The organism is Cohnella soli, from assembly GCF_042655525.1.
Classification (GTDB): Bacteria; Bacillota; Bacilli; order Paenibacillales; family Paenibacillaceae; genus Cohnella; species Cohnella soli.
The window spans coordinates 69,355-93,608 of the sequence record NZ_JBHSMI010000025.1 but is presented as its reverse complement, the minus strand read 5'-3'; the positions used below and the strand labels follow the sequence as shown (position 1 = coordinate 93,608).

Below are 24,254 nucleotides of genomic sequence, written 5' to 3'. Positions count from 1 at the left end.
TGGGATAGCCTCTCGTTCGTTCACCTGGCGATGTCCGCCCACATTTCTTCTTCGACGTCGAGCGTGATTTGCGAAGGGAATACTCTTTCGCCGAATTCTCTCAAAACGTAACGCGCGATCGCTTCTTTTAAATTCGCTTCGATAAGGAGGCGGCTGAGCCCTTGCACCCACGCCTCCGCGCCGAAGCCTTGCTCCTCGTCGTAGAGGAGCTCGACCTCTACGGATTCGACCGGCACTTCGTGCCTTTCAGCCATATGCAGACAAACCGCGTTGACAATGTGATCCATGCCGAGTCTCATCGCAGGTTACCAGCGGCGCGGGCCGTCATTCATGCGCGGCTGCTGTCGACGTCTCTTAAAGGCGTTATACACGGCGAGCGCTACAGAGATCAGGACTACCAACGCAAGTGCGTTGACCAGGAAACCGAGCATGCTGGCGAAAAATCCTGTTCCGAACATTCCGCCGAACAAGAGGCCGGCCAAACCGCCGATCATCATGCCTTTCATGAAGCTGCCGCCGGAGAAGAAGCCTTTTTTCGTCGTGTTGCCGGTAGCCGATGCGGAAGATTTATTCGTTGTGGAGCTTTTGCTTATGCTATCGTGCGATTGAGCCGGCGTTTTGTTGAACGATTTTTTGCCGGAGCTGAATGAACGTGGTTTCGCATCGACGCTGTTTACCGGGGTGCTAACAACGACCGTAAAGGCGAAGAGACTCATAATGAGCAATACTTTTTTCCACATGACGCTTAACTCCTTCTGTAAATGGGGTTTGGTGCTTTGTAATGATAAGTAATACGGGGGCCAGTTCAGCCGGTTTCATTTACTTTGGAAGGTGCCGTGCAGATCATAATGCGGTATGCTTAGAACAGTGATGAGGCGGGGAGAGTGGAAGCGTTGACGGTATTGTCTTATCCGCGGGCTTACGTCGAATATCTTGCGGAATATTACGGCTCGCGCGATTATTTTGAATGCCACGAAATTATGGAAGAATATTGGAAGGAAAACCCAAGCTCGCCGCAGCGTATCAGTTGGCTTGTGCTAATAAGAATTGCGGTTTGTTTGTACCACGCACGACGCGGGAATTGGAAGGGCGCCGCGAAGCTGATGGGAAAGGCGGCGCATGAAGCAGATGCAGAACTGTTCGACAAATTAGGCATGGACGGGGCAAAGCTGAAGGAGGTGCTGCGTTCCACAGCCAGAGCTTGGGCAGAGCCGAACGCAGCATACGCCGATATCGAGCTTCCGATCGTCGATGCTGCGCTGAAGCAAGCGGCTATCGACCGCAGCGCGGAGCTCGGTTACACGTGGGGAATACGCGGCGAGGTCGCGGGAGAAGAAGTCATACATCGCCATTTGACTCGTGACCGGACGGAAGTCGTTCGAGCCCGCGAGGAAGCGGTCGAACGCAAAATAAGCGACCGCTCATAATTCCGGGTTGGAACACGAACGAGGCGCCCAAGGGCGCCTCGTTGTCGCGTTGTTTTGAAGCTAAATTGTGATTTTACGCTTGCCGCCGGCCTTCCGAGACCATTTCGAGCTCGCCGGTTTCGGGATGGATAATAAGGCCGTGAACAGGCGTGCCCGGCGGGAGAAGCGGATGGTTGCGGACGATCTCGACACTGTTCTCGACGCTCTCCCTGACGCTATCGAAACCGGTCAGCCAGCGGTTGAGGCTGATGCCGGAGTGGCGAAGCGTGTGAATGACATCGTCCGGAATGCCGCGTGCCGTCATATGCGAGACGACTTCGTCCGGGTCGATGCCCGTCATGCCGCATTCGTGATGGCCAATGATAAGTACTTCATGGGCGTTAAGCTCATAGAGCGCGACCAGAATACTCCGCATAATGTTGCCGAACGGGGCTGTTATGATCGCTCCGGCGTTTTTAATAATTTTAGCGTCGCCGTTTTTCAAATTCAGCGCTTTCGGTAGAAGCTCGGTCAGACGGGTATCCATACAAGTGACGATGACGAGCTTTTTCTGCGGAAATTTGGACGTCTTATACTGCTCGTACTCTTTGTTTTGAACGAATTCACGGTTATGAATCAAGATTTCTTCAAGATTAGGCATAAGCTCTTTCATTAACCTCCTTGCGAATTAGACGTCGGCGGTCGCCGTTCTGCGGTCTTCCAGCCGAAGCCGATTGCTGTAAATTTGCGAGTCGCTGACAAGGGCGAACGCCCGAATATCCGACCGATAAGTCAACCGGAGACGTTCCTCGAAAAAAACTTCGTGGCGTTGCTCATACCAGACGTCGAACGCATTGCTATCAGCAAGAAGATCGCCCGGCACCGGCTCCTTGATCGCCCACAGCGCAGGTACGCCGTTCATGGCGCAGCCGCAGCCTTCCGTGTCGGAGACGAGCTTCCAGACCGTAGCGTGCTCGCCATATTTGGCCCGAATCTCTTTAACTGCTTCGTCGCTCCATTCGATGCTGATCATAGCACCACGCACCTCCCCGATTCGTGCTTTTTGCCGATCGGAAAATAAACCAATCAAGTTGATTATAAATTTTGCGGAAGTTATGATCAAGTTGAGAATATACAGCGAGTCAAGGAAAGGTCGTGTTCTTATGAGCCAACTGCAACAATCGTCCTCAACGCCATTGGAGCGTTTCCGGGAGCTGACCGGGAAAATCAAACAATTCGAAGAGATTCTGGGCCTTGTCTATTGGGATATGAGAACGGGAGCGCCGCGCAAGGGAATCGAGCTTCGCTCGCAAGCGGTGGGCGCGCTCTCCTCGGAGACGTTTAAGCTGTCGACTTCCGAGGAGATGGGAGAGCTTCTCGCGGTTTTGAGCGCACCGGACAAAGCATCCACGCTTAGCGACATCGACCGTAAGCTCGTCGAAGAGACGGCGAAGGAGTATGACCGCAACCGTCGTATTCCGCCGGACATGTACCGGGATTACGTCGTTCTTACTTCCCAGTCGGAAGCGGCATGGGAAGAGGCGAAAGAAAACAATGATTTCGAAGGTTTCGTGCCCTATTTGGAGAAAATCATCGATTATAATCGGAAGTTCATCGAATTATGGGGCGTTAAAGCGACTCCGTATGACACGCTGCTCGACATGTACGAGCCGGGGTTAACGACGGTTGAACTGGACCGGCTATTCGGCGAGCTTCGCGAACGTCTTGTGCCGCTTGCGGAACGGATCGCCAATTCGCCGAACAAACCCGATACGTCGTTTTTGACCGGTACGTTCGAGAAGGAAGCGCAGAAGGCGTTCAGCAAGCTGATTTTGAAGCAGATGGGTTACGATTTCGAAGCCGGACGCCTCGACGAAAGCGTTCATCCTTTCGCAACGGGGCTGAGCACGGGCGACGTTCGCATTACAACCCGGTACTTGTCCGATGATTTGACAAGCGCGCTGTTCGGCACGATTCACGAAGGCGGTCATGCACTGTATGAGCAGAATATTAGCCGGGAGCTTGACGGCACTTCGCTCAGTACCGGCACGTCGATGGGCATTCACGAGTCGCAGTCCCGTCTTTGGGAAAATATGATCGGACGCAGCCTCGGGTTCTGGCAGCGGTATTTGCCGGATTTGAAGGCGCTGTTCCCGGGATTGCTCGACGAGTTGACGCCTGAAGCTTTTTACCGCGGCATCAACGTTGTGGAACCTTCGCTCATCCGAATCGAGGCGGACGAGTTGACGTATAACCTTCATATTATGATCCGTTACGAAATCGAGAAGATGCTGTTCAACGAAAATTTAGATCCGCGCGATTTGCCTGAAGTATGGAATCGGAAATATACGGAAGCGCTCGGCGTTACGCCTCCCGACAACGCGCACGGCGTGCTCCAAGACGTGCATTGGTCCGGCGGCGCGTTCGGCTATTTCCCTTCGTATTCTCTTGGCAATATGTACGGCGCGCAGATGATGGACGTCGCCCGGCGCAAGCTGCCTGATCTTGAAGCGCAAATCGCGAAAGGCGAATTGCTGCCGCTGAAAGAATGGTTGACCGAACAAGTGTATCGACACGGCAAAATGCTGAATCCGTCGGAACTGATCGAGCGGATTAGCGGCCAACCGCTTCAGTCCTCGTACCTGTGCGATTACTTGGAGAACAAGTACAAGGAGATTTACCGTTTAGGGCGTGTCTGAAAACCCGCTCGGCAAAATCTGCTCCCCTCGGAGTATTCAGACACACCCTGGAATAGGAGCTTAGCCGTCGATGGGAATCCGAGTGATCAAAACCGCGGTCGCGGCGCTTGTTGCGATCTACGCCGCCCATATGCTGGGTGTCGCCAATCCGCTCTCTGCGGGCATATTGGCGATCATGGGCGTCGATACGACGCGTTGGCGCGGTATACGGGCCGTGTTGGCGCGCTTCGGTGCGTCCATGTTCGGTCTGCTGTTTGCTTCGGCGTTATTTGAATTTATCGGCTTTCATATCTGGGTGCTGGCGATTTACATCTTGCTTGCGTATCCGATTTTGGCGCGAACGGGGTTAAAGGACGGCATCATTACCGGTTCCGTCATCGTCTTTCACCTGTTCGCTGCTGGAGAAGTGACGAAGTACGCACTCCTGACCGAGCTTGAATTGCTGGTACTCGGTCTCGGTTCTGCGACGTTGTTTAACTTGGCGTACATGCCGCGTGAACAAGAGACGCTGACCACGCTTCGTGTCCGGACGGAAGAAAGCTTCTCGGCGATTTTTCGCAGACTTTCCGAGCATTTACGCGACCCCGGCGTGGTGTGGAGCGGTGAAGAGATGCTGTATGCGGAGAAAGCGATCGAACAAGGCATCGAAGTCGCCAGGCGTGCACGGGAAAATCGACTCATTCCACAGGATGAACCTTGGCAGCTTTATTTCGAAATGAGGCGGCAACAATTTGAATCCATCGGGTTAATGATGGAGTCGATTGCTTTCGTCTCGAGCCGTGTGCCCCAAGCTGAGCAACTATCCGTGTTGTTCGATCGGTTGACGGATGACGTTAAGTCGGATTATTACGAGGGCGAGACGGAACGGATGCTCGATCGTCTTGAATCCAGCTTCAAAGGCATGCCGCTTCCGGCAACACGAGACGAGTTCGAAATCCGCGCGGCACTCTTTCAGCTTTCGCGAGAGCTTCGAAGATTTCTGAATATTGCGGGCCGCTCTAAAAAACGGAAGTCAACTTCTGCCCAAGCGATCATACAATGAAACGTAAAGTCTATCCCGGCGACCGTTTTTGACGGTGACCGGTAACGGTTGCGGGCTGCGCGAATACATTTTTGTCACTCTAGACGAATGTCCTGCATAGACTTTAAGTGACTTGATCGTATGGAGGAGGTCTACCGAAATGGCTATTGCGGATAAACGGCTGCAGCGCAGGGAAATCATCACGAAGGCAGTTTGCGGCAAAGGCCGTAAGTTCTCGACGATTACCCACACCGTAACGCCGCCGCACCACCCGACCAGCATTCTGGGCGCGTGGATCATCAATCATCAGTATGAAGCGGTGAAATCGGGAGACGGAATCGAAGTAATCGGGTCTTACGATATTAACATCTGGTATTCGTACAGCAAAAACTCGCAAACCGACGTCGCCAAAGAGACGATCTCCTATGTGGAGCGCGTGAATTTGTCGTATGTAGATCCAAAACATCGCGCGAGTACGGAAGAGGTGTCTGCGGATGCGACGCAGGAACCCAACTGCGTGGAAGCGACGATCGGATCGGGCGGAACTTCCGTGCACATTCGCGTCGAACGGGAATTCGCCGTCGAAATGGTTGCGGAAACGAAAGTATGCGTTATCGTCGACCCTAACGGCAGCGACGACGATGGCAAATCGGCCGATTTCAGCCTCGGCGACGACGGAGATTTCGAGGATCTGGATTCCGATTTACTGGAAGACGATTTGTGATCGGTTCGGTCATCGACCGGTACTTAAGTCTATGCAGAAGCGGAACGATTGTCGAGGGCGGGTGCCCTGCCGGAACAACGGGATAAGCCTGAATGCAGCAGAGGCGGACATAGGGAAGGGTTATTCGGCTTCGGCGTTCGCGCGCCGCACGCGGGACGGCCCTTCCCGTGTTTGCGTTAGCGGGAAGAGGCGGGGGCGGCGTTCATGACGGGTAAAGTATGGGCGTATGCTCGGACGTCTTCCGGAACTGGAGCGGGTGCCGCAGACGCAGGTAGAATGGATGGCGGCGGGGCGTTTCAGGTACTTGCGGGATTGCCGCTTCTTGACGGGTCGAGCGGTTCTGGAGTGGCGGGACCAAACGATTGCATCGTTCCGGTAGGAAGGCTGTCGACATCGACTTTGTTTGAGTCGTCGCCGGACTCTTCTTTGTCGATATCCCCGTGGCTCATGAACGCGAAAGCAAGGGAGACATCGGCTCTCTCGGATGAAGAACTGCAAAGGCGGCTCCGTAGGGAAGGCATTCCTGCACTTGTCGAAGGAAAACATCCGGCCGATGTCAGAGTGACTCGGCTTCGCGTCACGGTATGGGGGTTCGATGCAGTCGAGATCGCTAGATTGCTATCGGATTCCCCGTCGATTAATGATGTTAATAAAATGAGGCGAATCGGAGAGTTAGATTGTTTGCCACCTGGGCATGCGTTATGGAAGCCGGCGGAGAAGCTGGCAACAAGGACGCTGTATGCGCTTGGCCTTGATTTCGGACAAGTCGAAGTTCGTGTCTCCGACAGCGGCTGGATACATGTTGCTGCAGTAAAGCCAGCGATTCCGAAGTTGTCCGAAGAAGGCAGATTGCGTTGGAAAGAACGGCTGGACGAATTCATTGCGGCGTGGGAGGCGGAAACCGGCGAGCGACCGGTGGCGAAACTCGGCGCGGACCCCGAATTTGTGCTGCTGTCGGAAGAAGGCAAAGTCGTTCCTGCATCGCGTTATTTTAGGCCGGAGGCGGACGCGGGCTGCGACTCGGTGCGCGTGCGCGGAGAGAAACGTTGGCCGCTCGTCGAATTGCGTCCGAGGCCGACGACGGAGCCGGGACAGCTGGCGGCGGACGTGCGCCGGTTGCTCGTCGTAGCTGCGGAGAAAACAGCAGGCGCAGCGCTGAACTGGCGGGCGGGAGCGTTGCCCGTTCCGGGATTGCCGATCGGCGGTCATATCCACTTGAGCGGCGTCGCGCTTACCGGTGAGCGGTTGCGAGCGTTGGACAACGCTGTCGCTTTGCCGCTGCGCCTGTTGGAGCCTGCGTCCGCCGCTCGGCGCCGCCCGCGTTATGGAGCGCTAGGCGACGTTCGCCGCCAGCCCCACGGCGGCTTCGAGTTCAGGACGCCGCCGAGCTGGCTCGTTTCGCCGAGGCTGACGCTAGGCGCGTTTGCGCTGGCGAAGATCGCTGCGGAGCATTCGCGGGAACTCGCGGCCGGCCGGCCTCTTGACGAGGAGCGGTACAGAGATGCCTTCTACTCTGGCGATCGCAACGCATTGCTCGAGGCGACGGAACGGATATATGCACGCATTCGGCAGACGTTCGGCTACACCGCGTACAAGGAGTCGGTCGATTATTTATTCGCCGCCATCGCGGCCGGCCGGCGGTGGGACGAATCGACGGATTTCCGCCGTAAATGGCGTATTGCGTTTTCGTGACCGGCATTTCGCATTTTCAGGTGTTGTGAGTTTTTGCAGAATAGTCTTCCTGCGGCGTACCGCGGCGAGGACTTTTTTGTATTCGTGGGCTGGGTGCCTCGAGAGCGGGAGCGTACAGGGTGGTCAATTTGCGCGGTATTCGTTTGTGGAGAATGTATATGATTTTTCGAATACATTTCCAGAATCAAGACTCAAATCTCGAATGGAGTATGAAATTTCGTATAGAATCGACTGATCTGATAAGTCCTCGGCACATTGTATATGATATTTCGAAGAGCTATAGGACGTTGTTTGCAACTGCCCGTTTTTAGTTTTTTCCTCCTGGTGCCGCGAGTCTCCCAGATTTGCTATAATAAATTATTGATCATTTAACGCTTTCCGCGTGACCAGGAGGAAGAACATGGCTGGCTATACCCCCATGATGGAGCAATACTTATCCGTCAAGGCGACGGCGCCCGACGCGCTGCTGTTTTTTCGCCTAGGCGATTTCTATGAAATGTTTTTCGAAGATGCGATTACCGCTTCCCGGGAATTGGAAATTACGTTGACTGGAAGGGGAGCGGGCGGTGACGAACGGGTGCCGATGTGCGGCGTGCCCCACCACTCGGCTGAAGGGTATATTGCGCGACTAATCGATAAAGGCTACAAGGTCGCTGTATGTGAGCAGATGGAAGATCCGGCGGCGACGAAAGGGATGGTGCGACGGGAAATCGTGCGCATCGTAACGCCCGGAACGGTAATGGACGCGAAAATGCTCGGAGAGGCGTCGAATAACTTCATTCTTGGCGCGGCGCTGCATGGAGGCAGGTTCGGCGTGTCGGCGTGCGACTTGACAACGGGTGAGCTGTACGTCACATCGTTCATTGCGTCCGAGGAAGCGATCGGTAACGTGCTGAACGTGTACAAGCCTGCGGAAGCGATCGGCGACGAAGCGGCGATTGCGGCCATACATAACGAATCGAATAAGACGGGAAGAACGATCGTAACGACGGTACGAGTGGAAGTCGACTCGTCGCGTCTGACGTCGCAGTTCCCTGATGAACGTTGGTCCGAGCACGACGCTTCGCGTCAAGCGGCCGTCGCCAAACTTCTCGCCTATCTGGAAGAGACGCAGAAGCGTTCGCTCGCACACGTGCGTGCGGTTAAAGCGTATGATTCCGAATCGTACATGTCGCTTGACGCTTTTACTAGACGTAATCTTGAATTGACTGAGACGGTTCGTGACCGTTCGCGCAAAGGTTCGCTGCTGTCGCTGCTCGACCGCACCAGAACCGCGATGGGCGCGCGACTGCTCAAGCGTTGGATTGATCAGCCGCTGCTCGACCGCAATGAAGCCGACCGCCGGCTTGACGCCGTCGAAGCGCTTCATGGCGACTGGATTAAGCGCAGCGAACTGCGCGACGAACTTGGAGACGTCTACGACTTGGAGCGGCTCGCCGGAAGAATCGCCTACGGCACTGCCAATGCGAGGGATCTGCTGAGCTTGCGCAATTCACTTAGACGTATCCCGTCCGTTCAGGCGATTTGCGCTAGCTTCGGCGAGACGCCGCTAGCAGCGCTGGCCGGGCGAATGGATGCTTGCGAAGACATTGCGGACGCGATAGAACGGGCGATCGCCGACGAGCCTCCCGTCTCGCTCCGGGAAGGCGGCATCATACGCCCAGGCTTCGACGCGAAACTGGATGAGCTCCGCGAAGCAAGCCAGAACGGCAAGCAATGGATTGCCGAGCTCGAACGCCAGGAACGCGAAGCGACGGGCATCAAGTCGCTGAAAATCGGTTTCAACAAAGTGTTCGGCTACTATTTGGAAGTGACGCGCTCCAACTTGACGAGTTTACCGGAGGGACGATACGAGAGGAAACAGACGCTGGCGAACGCCGAACGTTTCGTTACGCCGGAACTGAAAGAGAAAGAAGCGCTCATTCTAGAAGCGGAAGATCGCATGTTCGACCTCGAATACGAGCGGTTCATTGAACTGCGCGACGGTATCGCTGCCCAGATGGACAGATTGCAGAGACTTGCCGCCGGCGTGTCTGAGCTGGACGTGCTGCAGTCGTTCGCGGAAGCGAGCGCGGATCGTCGATATTCGCGTCCAAAATGGACGGAAGGCGACGGCTACGATTTGACGATCGAAGAAGGCCGACATCCTGTCGTCGAATCGGTTAACGAGAACGGCGTGTTCATCGCCAACGAAACGTCGCTTACGGCGGAAGACGGTTCTATCTTACTGATCACCGGGCCGAACATGGCGGGCAAGAGCACTTACATGCGCCAAGTCGCCGTCATTTGCTTGATGGCTCAGATCGGCTGTTTCGTCCCTGCCAAGAAGGCGGTGCTGCCCTTCGTGGACCGCATTTTCACCCGAATTGGCGCAGCTGACGATCTTGTCGGCGGCCAGAGTACGTTTATGGTCGAGATGAAAGACATCCAAGTGATGACCGAGCAGGCGACGAAACGCAGTTTGATCATTATCGACGAGTTGGGACGGGGCACATCGACGGACGAGGGGATGGCCATTGCGCAAGCGGTCATCGAGTACGTTCACAATCACATTGGCTGTAAAGCGCTCGTCTCGACGCATTTTCATGAATTGGCACACTTAGAGCAATCTTTAACGGGGTTAAAGAACGGCTGCATGGCTGTAAAAGAAAGCGCCGACGGGGTTACATTCCTGCGCAAACTCGTGCCGGGCGCGGCCGATTCAAGTTACGGCATCTATTGCGCGCAACTCGCAGGGTTGCCGGATGCCATTGTCTCCCGCGCTTACTCGCTGCTTAGCGAGCCTGCGCATGTCGGAGGCAAACCCGCGATAGCAGGGGACATGCGCCAAGAAGCGGCGGCCGCCTTGGCGTCGGCGTTGCCTGCGGCACCGGGTGTGGCGATTGCGGCAACGCCGGTTTCATCGCAAGGTGAGCCGCAAACCGCCCAACCTGCCGCTGGTATCGTGCAAATGTCGCTATTCGGGGAAGCACCATCGCCGATGAAGTCCGCCAGACAACCAGCTTCGGACAAATTGCTGGACAAGCTGCGCAAGCTGGACGTCATGCGGATGACGCCAATGCAGGCATTGGAATGGCTCAATGACGCCCGTAATATGCTGAACGAAAGCGGGGATTAAGATGATACGGTTGCGGAAATTTTCCATTACGCGCAAGTTCGCCGTGACTCTTGCGCTGACGTTGTCGATTTCGCTGACGGCCGCATCGACGCAAGCCTTCGCGGCAAGCGCCGAGCAAGTGCAAGAAGTGAGAGAATTGCTTGAGCAGTATCACCTCAGCAAACCTGACGATACTTTGCTCTCTGCCGGCGAGATGGACCAAATGATCGATGCGCTGCACGATCCTTACACGCAATATTTCGATGCTGATAAATGGAAGGCGTTCGAGTCGGCGCTCGACCCCAAATTCGTCGGCATCGGAATAATCATAAAACAAGGGAAAGACGGCGTACTTGTGGATAGCATTGTTCCGAGCAGTCCTGCGGAAGCTGCAGGCGTATTGCCAGACGATATGATCACGGTAGCGGACGGAGAATCGTTGAAAGGCAAAACGGTCGATCAGGTGCGGCAGTTACTTCTTGGAAAAGAGGGCACGAATGTTCAACTGGAATTGATCCGAGCAGGCAATTCCGTCACCCTAACTATTGAGCGTAAAGAAGTGCCACAGCCCGTCGTAATGGCGAAGCTGCTGACCCCGGGCGTTGGTTACTTGGCTCTCTCCGGATTTACGTTGAATGCGGGCAGCGAAGTCAAGCGGAAACTCGAGCAACTGGAGGCGCAAGGGTTATCTTCACTAGTTCTCGATTTGCGTGATAATGGCGGGGGATACGTGGACGCCGCACAAGCGATCGCATCGCTGTTTGTCGATAAGGGAGTGCTCGCCCATATGATCGACGGAGATGGCCAAGACAGTCCGATCGAATTAACCGGCACCAAACGCAATTATCCTGTCGTCATACTCGTGAACGGCAATTCCGCCAGCGCGTCGGAACTGCTGTCCGGCGCTTTGCAAGACTACGGCGTCGCGAAACTCGTCGGGACGAAGACTTACGGCAAAGGCGTCGTTCAGTCTCTCATTCAGGTGAAAAGCGGCGGCGTATTGAAAGTGACCGTTCAAGAATACCTCACGCCGACAGGTCGGAAAGTGGACAAAAACGGACTCGTGCCCGATATGTTCGCGAAAGGCGCAACCGAGCAACTCGTCGATGCTTATCGGCTCGCGGGCGGCAATGACGTCGAATTGACGCTCGAACGAGGCGTTGCAACGATGAACGGCTTGTCGATGGCCGAGCCGAATGCGGCGATTTTGTCGCAGAAGAAATGGTACATTGATACCAGGCTTGCAGCAGCACTCGTCGGAGCGAACGTTACCTACGATGCCAAAGCGCACGTTATCAAGCTAATGAATGGCGCGACGCAACTTTCGCTCAAGACAAACGACGCGAGAATGATCGTGAAGGACGGCAGGTCGAACGTAGACGCCGATTTGGTCGCCAAAACATTTGCCGGGTTCGCTTATACGGGATCTGGCGAGAAGCTTAAGCTTACCGCGAAAATGAACTAAACTGTAATGACGTCAACGGGAAAAGGAGTGATCAGCGATGGGAATCATTCGTCCGCTCGATGAACATCTGGCAAACCAGATCGCCGCCGGCGAAGTCGTCGAGCGTCCGGCCTCGGTATTGAAAGAGTTGATCGAGAATGCCGTCGACGCCGGTGCTTCCCGCATCGACGTAACCGCAGAGGAAGGCGGTCTTGGGCTGCTTCGTATCGCCGATGACGGCGCGGGCATTCAGCCGGACGACATGCTCGTCGCTTTCCAGCGTCATGCGACGAGCAAAATCGCCTCGGATAAAGATTTGTTCCAGATCAAGACGCTCGGCTTTCGAGGGGAAGCTTTGCCAAGTATCGCGGCTGTCTCCAAAGTGAAGTGCGTAAGCGCAACGGACGCCGGCGGCCTCGGTCGACTGCTGGAAATCGAAGGAGGCACCATCACGGCCGACCGGGAAACGAACGCACCCAAAGGGACGGAAATGGTCGTCAAAGATTTGTTTTACAACACGCCCGCACGTTTGAAATATATGAAAACCATTCAGACGGAGCTTGGTCATCTGTCCGACGTCGTCTACCGCCAGGCACTGGCCCGGCCGGATATCGCGTTCTCGTTCACGCATAACGGCAATCCATTGCTTCGAACGCCGGGTAACGGAGATTTGAAGCAGGTCGTCGCGGCCATCTACGGCACATCCTCTGCAAAAGCGATGGTTGAAGTCAAAGCGGAAAATCCCGACTACTCCTTGACGGGATTGACTGCGCTCCCAGTAGAGACGCGGGCCAATCGCAACGCCGTCACGGTGCTTGTCAATGGGCGTTACGTGAGAAGTCAGGCGGTCGTGCAGCCGCTGCTGCAGGCATACCATACGCTGCTGCCGCTGCATCGTTACCCGCTTGCCGTGCTAAACTTGAACATGCATCCTACGCTAGTGGATGTGAACGTTCATCCGGCGAAGCTTGAAGTGCGATTTAGCAAAGAAGCGGAGCTTCGCGCATTCATCGAACAGACAGCTAAACAGGCGCTCGGGTCGGAAGCTTACATTCCTTCAGGGGCATCCGTGCGCACGTCGAAGGCGGCTCCCGCTTGGGTTCAAGAGCAAATCCGCTTCCAAATGCCGCCGGAAGAGAAGGCGACCGAAATGGGTACCGCGCGCGAAGAGCTTGCCGCAGCCGTGCTGTCGGCATTCGACGAGGCACTCGAGACAGGCGGGACGAAAGCAGCGTCTAAGATCGAGTATACGCCACCTTCGGTTGAGCCTCGCGTTTCGTCAGCGCCTTCCGCTCCACGCGACGGGAACGCAGCCGTATTCGAAGAACGGCGGCCTTACGGGGCGAATCCAATCGTAAACGGTTCCGCGCGTCAAGCGACGTCGGAATATTCGGCGAAACCGCCGGTTTCCTATGAACGGTCTGCGGATCGATCGACAGCACAACGCTACCCAGGCGCGGACAGGTCGAATGTGCCAAGCGTCGAACGTGTCCCTGAATCGGTATGGAAATCCGCGTTCTCCGCACCGGAGAAGAAATCGCAATCGCCTGCGTTTCCCGAGCTTTCATGGATCGGCCAGTTGCACGGCACCTACATTGTCGCTCAGAACGATAGCGGACTTTATTTGATTGACCAGCACGCCGCCCACGAACGCATCCATTACGAATATTATTACGACAAGTTCGGCCGGCCTGAGGAAGCGAGTCAGGAACTGTTGCTGCCGGTTACGCTCGAGTTCGCGCCGGACGAATGCGCAGCGTTGAAAGGCAAGATGTCCCATTTCGAGGCGGCTGGCGTATATTTGGAGGATTTCGGAGGCAATACCTTTATCATCCGGGCGGTGCCGCATTGGTTTCCTTCAGGCGACGAAGCGGCGATCGTACGGGAAATGGCGGAATGGATTATTCAGGAACGCAACGTTGATTTGAGTGCTCTGCGCGAGAAAGCCGCCATAATGTGTTCGTGCAAAGCCTCGATCAAAGCGAACCAGGCGCAGACGCGCGAAGCCGGGGAAAAGCTGTTGGAGCGTCTCGGCGCATGCCGCCAGCCTTACACTTGTCCGCATGGACGTCCGATTGTCATCAGCTTCACGACATATGAACTTGAAAAAATGTTTAAGCGGGTGACGTCTTGATTGTGACGACGGCGGATAAACCGGCGGAACATACAATACGCAAAGCGGTGGAGTTGGCCGCTGAGTTGGGCGCCCGCTACGTCGCCCGCTCGGGCAGGACGATCAGCGCGATCGTCGCTAATGAACGCGGCGATGAGATTGTCGTCGTCGGTCCACGCGACATCCGTCTGTTTCAGGAAGGGGCGTCGCCGTTTTTCTATCATCCGAGCATGGCGCTTGTGCGCTTGAAAAGGCTTCTGACGGGCGGTAACGATACGCTTGTAGAAGTATCGGGCGTCGCGGCAGGGGACAAAGTCATTGACTGCACTGCAGGATTGTGCGCTGACTCACTGGTGTTCAGCTACGCGGCCGGATTGGGCGGCCAAGTTGTTGCGCTGGAAGCTTCCCCCGTCATTCATGCGATCGTGAGGGAAGGGCTGCGGACTTACGAGTCGGGTATTGCTGAGGTCGACGCCGCGATGAGAAGAATCGACGCCTGCCGAGGGACATGCCAGGAGTTGCTGCCCGCGATTGCGGACAAAAGCGCGGACATCGTCTATTTCGATCCGATGTTCGAACGGGCGGTTATCTCGTCCAGCGGACTGGAACCTTTACGGGCCAGGGCGATTCACGATGCCCTCGACCCCGTGACGATTCGCCATGCAATCAGAATTGCCCGCAAAAAAGTCGTACTTAAAGATCACCGGGCGAGCGGACAGTTCGAACGGCTGGGTTTCCGCCCGGTTCGGTTGTCCGCTTCCTCGGTCGCTTACGGAGTGATTGACGTTGATTAATTGGCATCAAGATGGGGCGGAAGACGATAGGCCGCCGCTGCTTGTCCTCGTCGGGCCAACCGCCGTCGGGAAGACGGCGCTCAGCTTGCAGCTCGCGAAGGCATTAAACGCGGAAGTGATTAGCGGCGACTCGATGCAAGTGTACAAAAGAATGGACATCGGAACGGCCAAGTTGCTCGAGGCCGATCGCGAGGGTATTCCTCACCATCTGATTGATATCCGGGAGCCGGATTATCCGTTTTCCGTATCCGAATTTCAGGTGTTGTGCGAAGAAACGATCGCCGATATAAATGCGCGCGGGAAGCTTCCGTTTATTGTCGGGGGGACAGGTTTGTACGTGGAATCGGTCTGTTACGGTTTCCGGTTCCAGGATATTGGATCGGACGAGCCGTTTCGCGAAGAGATGAGGGCGCTCGCCCGGGCCGAAGGCGCCCAGGCGCTGCACGACCGATTGCGTGCCATCGATCCGATAACCGCCGAGAAGCTGCACCCTAATGACGAAGGGCGAATCATTCGGGCTCTCGAGGTTTTCCGTCTAACGGGCAAGCCGCTATCAGCCTCACAGGACCAAAGCCGAGGCGATGACAAAACGTCCCCTTACCGGCTGTGTATCATCGGTTTGACGATGGATCGCGAGGAGCTTTATCGGAGAATCGATGCCCGCGTCGATAGTATGCTCGACGAAGGGCTTGTCGACGAGGTGGCTTCTTTGCTTAAGGAAGGGGTTCCGCGCGCCTCCGTCGCGATGAGGGGGCTTGGTTACAAAGAGATCGTGGCCTACCTGGAAGGGGAGATCGATTACGAGGAAGCGGTACGGCTGCTGAAGCGGGACACGAGACATTTTGCGAAGCGCCAACTCAGTTGGTTCCGGCATATGAAGGGGCTCGAATGGGTTGATATCGGCGACGGTGCAAAAAAATCCGATCTTTTCGAACGGGTTTGTGATATAATAGCAGGAAAGTTTCATATCGACATTGAATATATTTGGACATAAATATTGTGGCGATGGGGGTTTACGGCTAATGAACAAGTCCATTAACATCCAGGATACCTTCTTGAATCAACTTCGCAAAGACAGCATTCCGGTTACCGTTTATTTAACGAACGGGTTCCAAATTCGCGGCATCGTTCGCGCGTTTGACAATTTCACGATCGTGATCGACAGCGAAGGCCGCCAGCAAATGGTGTACAAACACGCGATCAGCACGTTCATGCCTCAGCGGAACGTGTCTCTGATGCAGCAGGATAACGGAACGGATAGTTGATTCACCGCCCCATATGGGAGTGGAATGCAACAATCGTGAAACTTTTCCCAAGCCACCAGCGTCTAACACAATAGGCCGGCACTTGAGCAACCCCTCACCGGGTTGTTCTTTCTTTATGCGAGGTCGGGCGGCAGTCGTCGCATTCGTGGAAGTCGGCGAGATTGGGAAAAGTACGGTGTAAGTTCAAAAACCGCTACACAGAGAGATAAACAGGGGTATGGAGCGCAAGCAAAGGGGAGATCGACATGAGTCAGTCCGAATATCGTTCGCAGGCTTCACCGGAGCCGAGAAGCAGATCAGGCAACGGCGGAGGCGGAAACGGCAAAGGCAGTGGCAAAGGGAAAAACAAAGGTCCGCGTAAAGGCAGGAAAAAGCGGGCGCTAATATGGATTTTCTTCGTCGGGTTGTTTGCGGTCGTGTGTGCCGTCGTGGGCTACTTGCTTATTATTCTGAACGGCGAACGAATACTGAGCGCGAATATGAACAAATTGAACTTGGACGAAGCGTCTATCATCGTCGACAAAGACGGCAACCAAGTATCCAAATTATACGTGGCGGAAGGCAACCGGGAGTTCGCGCCTTTCGCGGAAATTCCGAAGCAACTGCAGGATGCGTTCGTCGCGACCGAGGACAAGCGTTTCTACGAGCATAGCGGTGTCGACTTGGTCGGTATCGGACGTGCGCTCGTGAAGGACGTCATTGCGAGAAGCGCGGTAGAAGGTGCAAGTACGATCACGCAACAGCTCGCGAAAAACATTTTCCTCAACGCGGACAAAACGATTTTCCGCAAAGGGACCGAAGCGTCGATTGCGCTTGCACTGGAGCAGAAGATGAGCAAACAAGAAATTCTTGAGCTGTACTTGAACCGGATCTATTTCGGTAAAGGGCAATATGGCGTGAAAACGGCAGCGAAATATTATTTCGGCGTCACGAGGCTGGAAGATCTCAAACTGTGGCAGATCGCGACTCTTGCCGGCATTCCGAAGGCTCCGGGCGTATACAACCCGGTATCCAATCCGGAGAAGTCGATGGCACGCCGCGACGTTGTGCTCAAGCTGATGGTTGACCAAGGGCTCATTACGCAAGCGGAGCGGGAGAAAGCGGCGAATGTGCCCTATGAGCCGACTGCGAATGCAAGCAAAGGCGTCAAATATTTGACTTTCGTCGACTACGTGCTGGACGAGGCGATCGAGAAAACGGGATTAACGGAAGAGGAAATCCGCAGTGCCGGCTACACGATTAAGACAACGATCAACACGAAAGCCCAGACGGCGATGGAAACGGAGTTCGCGAACGCGGAGCGTTTCGAGAAGAGCCCCGACGATCGCCTCGTGCAAGGCGCGATGGTAATTATGGATCAGCATGACGGCTCGCTCGTCGCTATGGTTGGCGGCCGAAACTACGAAACGTCGGGAACGAACCGCGTCGTCGAGAAAAGGCAGCCCGGCTCTTCCTTTAAGCCGATCATCGATTATGGCGCGGCGATCGAGACGGGCGACTTCTACCCTTGGTCGATCGTGCAAGACGTCAAGCAATGTTTCGGAAACGGTACGTATTGCCCAAGTAATTCCAACAAAGTTCAATATCTAGGTCCGATTCCGATGCGTCAGGCGATTAAGGAGTCGCGCAACGTGTCGGCGGTATGGCTGCTTAACGAAATCGGCATTACGAAAGGGCTTGGCTTCGCGCAGAAACTCGGCATCAAGCTCGATAAAGCCGATCGGAATTTGTCCGTCGCACTCGGCGGTCTGACTTATGGCGTGACTCCGCTCGAGATGGTGCGTGCATACGGCGCTTTCGCGAATGGCGGCGAACTGCAAGATCCGCACAGCATTTTGAGCATTACGGACAGCTCGGGCAAGTCGGTATACGAATACAACGCACCGAAGAAAAATCAGGTCATGGACGAAAAAACCGCGTATTATGTGACGGATTTGCTGAAAGGCGTCGTTCAGAAAGGCGGAACGGGCGTACGTGCCGCGATCAACGGTCGGACTGTCGTAGGCAAGACAGGAACGACGCAAGCCGGTATCCCGGGCTATAAGACGAGTAAAAACCGCGACGTTTGGTTCGTCGGCTACACGCCGGAATGGACGGCGGCTGTCTGGTTCGGCTACGACAAGACGGATAAGGAGCATTTGCTCAAAAATAGCAGCGGCCAAGCGGCGGCAATGTTCTCTGCGGTTATGTCCAAAGCGCTCGTCGGCGTGAAAAAGCAAAGTTTTCCTGTGCCGAAAGATATCCAGGACGAATCGAAGCTTCCGGTCGTAACGGGTGTTACGGCGAACTATTCGGCGCAAACGATGGGTGTTCAACTGTCGTGGACTGCTATTGCGGGCGAAGGCATCACATACAAAATTTACCGCAAAGGGCCGAAGGATGCGGCTTTCGTCCAATTGGAGGAAATTCAAGAGACGTCGATCAACGATATGAGCGTCGAAACGAACCAAAATTACGTGTATTACGTCACGGCGTATCAGGCTTCGACGAAGCTGGAGAGCGCGCCGTCGGAGCAGGTTACGGTATCGACTTCCTCAGATCTCAATTCGCAATCGCCGGATGAGAACGGGGAAATCGTGCCGCCGGACGAAGGCGGCAATCCGGAGGAATCGCCGCCGATCGAGATCGTCGTTCCGGGCGAATCGCCGAGCCCGACGCCGAGTCCGTCGCCATCTCCAACGCCGACGACGCCGGCCAGCCCGAGTCAGGGCGCGAACGTTCCGGCTTCGGGAGAGGTAGTTCCCGCGGCCTGACCGCTTGCGGTGCGCAATATGATTTTATCAACATCATAGCGATTCAATCGAACGTTAAGCCGGGCTCGCGCGAGCCCGGCTTGCTTGCATTTTGGCGACATTCCGCGCTATACGGGCTTTCCGGTTGGCGTTCCCGGCCGAACTGGTTCGCGAAGGGAACTTGTGGTAAGCTTTACATATGTGGAGCCGCCGTGCGGCGGCTTGTTGTCTACGCTTCATTTAAATGACGGAAAGGATAATCGGGATGAAACGTAAATTTTCCGATCGGGCCAATTGGCGAAGGATTCTCAAGAAGAGCTATGCCTGCATTCCGATGGATGAGCCCGCTTTCCGCGGCTTCGTAACGCTGTATCGGATTCACGAGCTTCGCGATCCGCTATGGAAGGAATATAACGGGCGCAAAATGTGTCTCGCGGATCGCGGCTATTTGTGGATGCAGCATTTCCCTCGCGGAGAGCATTTCGTCGTCACAACGATGTTCGACGATAAGGGCCAAGTTGTGCAGTGGTACATCGATATTTGCAAAGTTCAAGGTTTGACCGATCAGCAAGTGCCTTGGTTTGATGATTTGTTCCTTGATATCGTCGTGCTCCCAACGGGAGAGAAACTGCTTCTCGACGAGGACGAGCTCGAGGAAGCGCTAGACGAGGGGCAGATTACAGTGCGGGATTCAGCGATGGCGCAGAAGACGGCGGCCAGGCTGATGGATTTGATCAATCAAAACAAATTCCATTACTTCGACTTGAGTTTGACTCATCGACGGCAGTTGCTTGACAAGCTCGGGTGGGAGAAAGGAAACGGCTGATGCGAGGTGTGCCGATTCAGCGGGTTGGCGCGAGGAGAAGCGGGAAGTTAAGGGCGCTATTATGGATTGTGGCGATCGGTTTTGTTGCGGGATGCGCGTGGTGCGGAAGTCTTTATTATGTGATTACGCATTACGACGGTAATGCGGACGTGAAGGGCGCCGAACGTGCGGATACAGGCATCGTACTCGGAGCGACGTTATGGGACGACCGACCGAGCCCTGGCCTTGCCGAACGGCTGGATCTAGCGCTCGAGCTATACCATGCTGGTGCGTTCTCAAACATGATCGTGACGGGCGGGCTCGACGATAACGGCGCGACGGTCACGGAAGCCGAAGGGATGAAGACTTATCTCGTCGGTAAAGGGATGCCCGAATCGGCGATTGTAACGGAACCGCTGGCGCGCAGCACTTACGAGAACCTTCTTTACTCGCGCAAGTTGATGCAAGAACGAGGCTGGAAGACGGCTGTCATCGTCACCCACAGCTATCACGGCTCACGATCGAGCAATATCGCCAAAGCGCTTGGCTACGAACCCGTCCGCGTGGCTGTGACTGATTCGAGCGTATTGAAGCTATCCTACCACCGGACGAGGGAAGTGCTTGCTTACACGAAGTGGCTCCTCGAGAAGCCGTTCGTATGACTAGCCGTCGGATTGCCGGAATACATTGTTATTGCGGCAATTTCGTCGACATCAGCCATACGGGGGCGAAAACGTCATGAACGCAAAGGCGGGTACGTCCGAAGCGAAGGAATCAGCAGCCGCGCACAAGCGGCCGTCCAGGCAAATTAACGTAGTCCTGCGGAACGCGGCGGACAGCGATGTTTCTGCGGGGAGTTCGACCGCTTCCTCTTCTTCGGCTTTAGCTGCGGGAAATCCGAATGGGCTTCCCTCGTCCGGCCCATGGGCGGAGTGGCAGAAGGAACTTGACCGAATGATCGGCCTCGACAACGTAAAATCGCTCGTCTATGAAATTTACGCGTTGCTTCAGATTATGCAATACCGCAGCGAGGCCAGCTTACAGGCTCAAGCGCATGTGTACCACATGATATTTAAAGGCAATCCCGGTACGGGCAAAACGACGGTGGCTCGGCTGCTCGCAAAGCTTTTTCAAAGCATGGGACTGCTTGCCAAAGGACATCTGGTCGAAGTCGAGCGCGCCGATCTCGTCGGCGAGTATATCGGGCACACGGCGCAGAAGACGAGGGAGCTCGTACGCAAGGCGCTCGGCGGCGTGTTGTTCGTCGACGAAGCGTATAGTCTCGCCCGCGGAGGCGAGAAGGATTTTGGCAAAGAAGCAATCGATACGCTAGTGAAAGCAATGGAAGACAATAAAAACCAGTTCGTTCTTATCCTGGCCGGGTATACGTCCGAGATCGAGACGTTCCTGTTAACGAACCCTGGGCTGCCGTCTCGTTTTCCGATTCAGATGGAGTTTCCCGACTATACGGTCGACCAACTCGTCAACATCGCGGAAGGCATGGCGAAAGAGCGGGAGTATACGCTGCTGCCGCAAACGGTGTTTAAGCTGAGGCAATTGATCGCCGAGGAGAAAATCGATGCGGTGTATGATTTCAGCAATGCCAGATTCGTACGCAACGTGCTCGAGCGGGCAATTCGTTATCAGGCGGTCAGGCTGCTCCGGCAATATCCGAGCGTCTCTCCCGGCAAACTGGAATTGATGGCGATTCGACCGGAAGACGTTCGCGCGATAACGCAGAATGGACAATGACATACAAATGATCGAGAGAGGGTTGACGTTTGAGACCTAGCACATACGAGACCGGGGCGGGCGAGCAAGAGAAAGCCGTGCTCGTCAGTTTGGTGACCGACGCGGTCAAAAAATCGGGAGCCGATCCGCGCCATTCGATGGAAGAGCTCGCTGCGCTCGCCGATACAGCGGGCGTGGCAGTCATCGGTTCGTTGATGCAGAACCTGGAAGTCCCGGATTCGCGCACATTTGTTGGCAAAGGCAAGGCGCAGGAAATACGCGCGCTTGCGGAGGAGCACGGCGCATCCACCGCGATATTCGATCAAGAGCTGTCGGGTGCGCAAGTGCGCAATCTTGAAGAAATATTGGACTTGAAAATCATCGATAGAACACAGCTCATTTTGGATATTTTCGCTGGTCGCGCCAAGACGAGGGAGGGCATTCTTCAGGTCGAGCTCGCTCAACTTTCGTATTTGCTGCCGCGGCTGTCCGGGCACGGCAAAAACTTGTCGCGCCAGGGTGGCGGCATCGGCACGAGAGGGCCCGGCGAGACGAAGCTCGAGACGGATAGGCGGCACATTCGTAATCGGATTACGGAACTGAAGCGTCAGCTTGAGGCGGTAACCGCGCATCGGACGCTGCACCGGGAGCGGCGCAAGAAAGTCGGTGCCGTTCAGGTTGCGCTCGTCGGTTACACGAACGCGGGCAAATCGACGTTGCTTCGCCAATTGACGAATGCTGATGTACTCGCGGAGGATAAGCTGTTCGCTACGTTGGACCCGACTTCTCGCAATTTGGAGCTGCCGAGCGGCAAGGAAATCATTTTGACCGACACGGTCGGCTTTATTCAAAATTTGCCGCACGATCTCGTCGCTGCATTCCGGGCTACACTGGAGGAAGTTGTCGAAGCCGACCTGCTGTTGCATGTCGTGGACGCCTCCTCGCCGATGAGGGAGCGTCAGATGAAAGTCGTCGAAGAAGTGTTGCAGGAGCTCGGTGCTGGCGGGAAACCGATGCTGCTCCTATACAACAAGATTGATCTAAGCTCGGCGGCTGCGCTTTCGATGCTGACCGGTGGACCGGATGCAATACGCGTGCGGGCTTTCGATACTCGCGATATGGAACGTCTAAGAACAATGATCGAAGATCGGCTGCTCGAAGATGAGGCGTTGTTTCGTATACCTGCAGTTCGCGGTGATCTTGCCGCGCTCGCTTATCGCGTCGGGGAAGTGACGGCAGCGGAGACAGACGAAGAATGGCTCGTGTATAAAGTGCGGCTCAACCGGGCTGATATGGAGAAGTTCGGACGGACTCTCGAGCCTTATAAGTATGTTGGGCAGTAGCACCCGGTCACGAGAAAGCTTTTGATTCGCTTGGGGAAAAGGGGATTCTACACACATCATGATATCGAAGGACACGGAGTTCGAGGCGCAATGGGAGAAGTGGTCGGAGGAGGCGGAGGAGCGAGCGGCGAAACCGTTTCGCAATATCGACCGTATCGTGGAGCGCAATCAAGCGAAAGTCATTCGTGCTTTCCAGAAACATCGGGTTAGCGATTTTCATTTCTCGGGGTCGACCGGATATGGATATAACGACAGCGGCAGGGAAACGCTGGACCAGGTGTACGCCGACGTATTCGGTGCGGAAGCGGCCATCGTTAGACCGCATCTCGTGTCGGGGACTCATACGATTTCGGCAGCGCTGTTCGGCGTTCTGCGCCCGGGAGACGAACTGCTGTTCGTCACCGGCCGGCCGTATGACACGCTCAACAAAGTCATCGGCAAGCCGGGAGATGGAATAGGCTCGTTGTCGGATTGGGGCGTCGTCTGCAAAATCGTCCCTCTTCGCGGAGATGGAAGCATTGATTGGCCTGCCGTGGAAGCGGCGATAACAGAGCGGACGAAAGTGTTCGCCATTCAACGTTCTCGCGGCTACGATTGGCGGCCGTCTTTCACGATCGGGCAGATCGGCATTATGGCTGGGAGGCTAAAGTCACTTAAGCCGGATAGCATCGTGTTCGCCGACAACTGCTACGGCGAGTTCACGGAAGAACTTGAACCGACGGAAGTCGGCGTTGATCTGATCGCAGGCTCGCTGATCAAAAATCCGGGAGGAGGACTCGCAGCTAGCGGCGGGTACATCGCAGGCAAGGCGGCGCTTGTCGAGCTTGCTGCATATCGCATGACTGCGCCCGGCATCGGCGGGGAAGTCGGAGCGATGCTCGGTACGACGCGTTCGATTTTCCAAGGGCTGTTTCTAGCGCCGCTGCTGGTTGGACAAGCAGTGAAAGGGAGCGTTTTCGCCTCGGCGGTGTTCGGTCAGCTTGGCTTCGAGACGCATCCGCAGCCGGAAGACCGGCGGACGGATCTAATTCAGGCGGTGCGTTTCCCTAGTGCGGAACAGCTTGTTTGTTTCGTGCAGGCGATACAGAAAGCGGCGGCGGTTGATGCGCATGTCGTGCCCGAACCGTGGGACATGCCGGGGTATGAACACCCGGTTATTATGGCCGCCGGGACGTTTATTCAGGGCGGCAGCCTGGAACTGTCGGCCGATGCTCCGGTGCGTGAACCATACATCGCTTACATGCAAGGAGGGCTTACTTACGGACATGTGAAGTTTGCCGTCAAACAAGCGTTATCGGATTTTCGAATGCGCGGATTTTTGTAAGTTTCGTCGCCCAAAACCTTACATGCCTTGACATGTTTTGCGCAGCGAGGTTACAATGTAAGTG

General features: G+C 55.4%; 21 protein-coding genes. 17 read left to right on the top strand and 4 right to left on the bottom strand.

Features of this window, described 5'->3' with window-relative positions:
- Positions 1-20 precede the first annotated feature (20 nt).
- Positions 21-287, bottom strand: a complete 267-nt coding sequence (locus ACFPOF_RS13320; RefSeq protein ID WP_378133351.1) for a DUF2653 family protein — start codon at positions 285-287, stop codon at positions 21-23.
- A gap of 18 nt (positions 288-305) precedes the next feature.
- Positions 306-740 carry a hypothetical protein gene (locus ACFPOF_RS13315; protein WP_378133349.1) on the bottom strand — a complete coding sequence of 145 codons (435 nt, stop codon included), beginning with the start codon at positions 738-740 and terminating at the stop codon, positions 306-308.
- Between the two features lie 144 nt (positions 741-884).
- Between ACFPOF_RS13315 and ACFPOF_RS13310 the strand changes: the two genes are divergently transcribed.
- A complete protein-coding gene (locus ACFPOF_RS13310; protein WP_378133347.1) occupies positions 885-1,427 on the top strand; it encodes a DUF309 domain-containing protein in 543 nt (180 codons plus the stop codon).
- 73 nt (positions 1,428-1,500) lie between these two features.
- On the opposite strand, the gene ACFPOF_RS13305 is transcribed toward ACFPOF_RS13310, so the two are convergent.
- Both ACFPOF_RS13305 and ACFPOF_RS13300 read right to left on the bottom strand, forming a co-directional pair.
- Complete coding sequence (locus ACFPOF_RS13305; protein WP_378134389.1) at positions 1,501-2,067, bottom strand: beta-class carbonic anhydrase; 567 nt, start codon at positions 2,065-2,067, stop codon at positions 1,501-1,503.
- Positions 2,068-2,094: 27 nt separating this feature from the next.
- Positions 2,095-2,439, bottom strand: coding sequence for an iron-sulfur cluster biosynthesis family protein (locus ACFPOF_RS13300; RefSeq protein WP_378133345.1), 345 nt, complete (start codon positions 2,437-2,439; stop codon positions 2,095-2,097).
- 130 nt (positions 2,440-2,569) lie between these two features.
- Here ACFPOF_RS13300 and ACFPOF_RS13295 point away from each other — a divergent pair, with 130 nt between their 5' ends.
- From ACFPOF_RS13295 to ACFPOF_RS13220, 16 genes are all read left to right on the top strand, one after another.
- Positions 2,570-4,105 carry a carboxypeptidase M32 gene (locus ACFPOF_RS13295; protein ID WP_378133343.1) on the top strand — a complete coding sequence of 512 codons (1,536 nt, stop codon included), beginning with the start codon at positions 2,570-2,572 and terminating at the stop codon, positions 4,103-4,105.
- A gap of 70 nt (positions 4,106-4,175) precedes the next feature.
- Positions 4,176-5,147: an aromatic acid exporter family protein gene (locus ACFPOF_RS13290; protein ID WP_378133341.1), complete on the top strand. Its 972-nt coding sequence runs from the start codon at positions 4,176-4,178 to the stop codon at positions 5,145-5,147.
- A gap of 139 nt (positions 5,148-5,286) precedes the next feature.
- The gene (locus tag ACFPOF_RS13285; RefSeq protein WP_378133339.1) at positions 5,287-5,850 is read left to right on the top strand and encodes an outer spore coat protein CotE; all 564 of its coding nucleotides are present in this window, start codon (positions 5,287-5,289) and stop codon (positions 5,848-5,850) included.
- 204 nt (positions 5,851-6,054) lie between these two features.
- Positions 6,055-7,542 carry a putative amidoligase domain-containing protein gene (locus tag ACFPOF_RS13280; RefSeq protein ID WP_378133337.1) on the top strand — a complete coding sequence of 496 codons (1,488 nt, stop codon included), beginning with the start codon at positions 6,055-6,057 and terminating at the stop codon, positions 7,540-7,542.
- A gap of 400 nt (positions 7,543-7,942) precedes the next feature.
- Positions 7,943-10,660: a DNA mismatch repair protein MutS gene (mutS, locus tag ACFPOF_RS13275; protein WP_378133335.1), complete on the top strand. Its 2,718-nt coding sequence runs from the start codon at positions 7,943-7,945 to the stop codon at positions 10,658-10,660.
- 1 nt (position 10,661) lies between these two features.
- Positions 10,662-12,104 (top strand): S41 family peptidase, encoded by a 1,443-nt coding sequence (locus tag ACFPOF_RS13270; protein ID WP_378133333.1) that lies wholly within the window; start codon positions 10,662-10,664, stop codon positions 12,102-12,104.
- Between the two features lie 37 nt (positions 12,105-12,141).
- Positions 12,142-14,217: a DNA mismatch repair endonuclease MutL gene (gene mutL / locus ACFPOF_RS13265; protein ID WP_378133331.1), complete on the top strand. Its 2,076-nt coding sequence runs from the start codon at positions 12,142-12,144 to the stop codon at positions 14,215-14,217.
- A gap of 2 nt (positions 14,218-14,219) precedes the next feature.
- Complete coding sequence (locus tag ACFPOF_RS13260) at positions 14,220-14,990, top strand: class I SAM-dependent methyltransferase (protein ID WP_378134387.1); 771 nt, start codon at positions 14,220-14,222, stop codon at positions 14,988-14,990.
- On the top strand, positions 14,983-15,984 hold the full coding sequence (miaA, locus tag ACFPOF_RS13255) for a tRNA (adenosine(37)-N6)-dimethylallyltransferase MiaA (protein WP_378133329.1): 1,002 nt from the start codon (positions 14,983-14,985) through the stop codon (positions 15,982-15,984). Before ACFPOF_RS13260 ends, miaA begins: the two co-directional genes overlap by 8 nt.
- Positions 15,985-16,012: 28 nt before the next feature.
- Positions 16,013-16,255 carry an RNA chaperone Hfq gene (hfq, locus tag ACFPOF_RS13250; RefSeq protein WP_378133327.1) on the top strand — a complete coding sequence of 81 codons (243 nt, stop codon included), beginning with the start codon at positions 16,013-16,015 and terminating at the stop codon, positions 16,253-16,255.
- 245 nt (positions 16,256-16,500) lie between these two features.
- Positions 16,501-19,008 carry a transglycosylase domain-containing protein gene (locus ACFPOF_RS13245; RefSeq protein ID WP_378133325.1) on the top strand — a complete coding sequence of 836 codons (2,508 nt, stop codon included), beginning with the start codon at positions 16,501-16,503 and terminating at the stop codon, positions 19,006-19,008.
- A 244-nt stretch (positions 19,009-19,252) separates the two neighbouring features.
- Complete coding sequence (locus ACFPOF_RS13240) at positions 19,253-19,813, top strand: ribonuclease FAU-1 family protein (protein ID WP_378133324.1); 561 nt, start codon at positions 19,253-19,255, stop codon at positions 19,811-19,813.
- Positions 19,813-20,454, top strand: coding sequence for a YdcF family protein (locus ACFPOF_RS13235; RefSeq protein ID WP_378133322.1), 642 nt, complete (start codon positions 19,813-19,815; stop codon positions 20,452-20,454). The genes ACFPOF_RS13240 and ACFPOF_RS13235 overlap by 1 nt, the downstream gene beginning before the upstream one ends.
- A 76-nt stretch (positions 20,455-20,530) precedes the next feature.
- Positions 20,531-21,544: an AAA family ATPase gene (locus ACFPOF_RS13230; protein WP_378133320.1), complete on the top strand. Its 1,014-nt coding sequence runs from the start codon at positions 20,531-20,533 to the stop codon at positions 21,542-21,544.
- 29 nt (positions 21,545-21,573) lie between these two features.
- Complete coding sequence (gene hflX, locus ACFPOF_RS13225) at positions 21,574-22,866, top strand: GTPase HflX (RefSeq protein WP_378133318.1); 1,293 nt, start codon at positions 21,574-21,576, stop codon at positions 22,864-22,866.
- 58 nt (positions 22,867-22,924) lie between these two features.
- Complete coding sequence (locus ACFPOF_RS13220) at positions 22,925-24,190, top strand: methionine gamma-lyase family protein (protein ID WP_378133316.1); 1,266 nt, start codon at positions 22,925-22,927, stop codon at positions 24,188-24,190.
- Positions 24,191-24,254 lie beyond the last annotated feature (64 nt).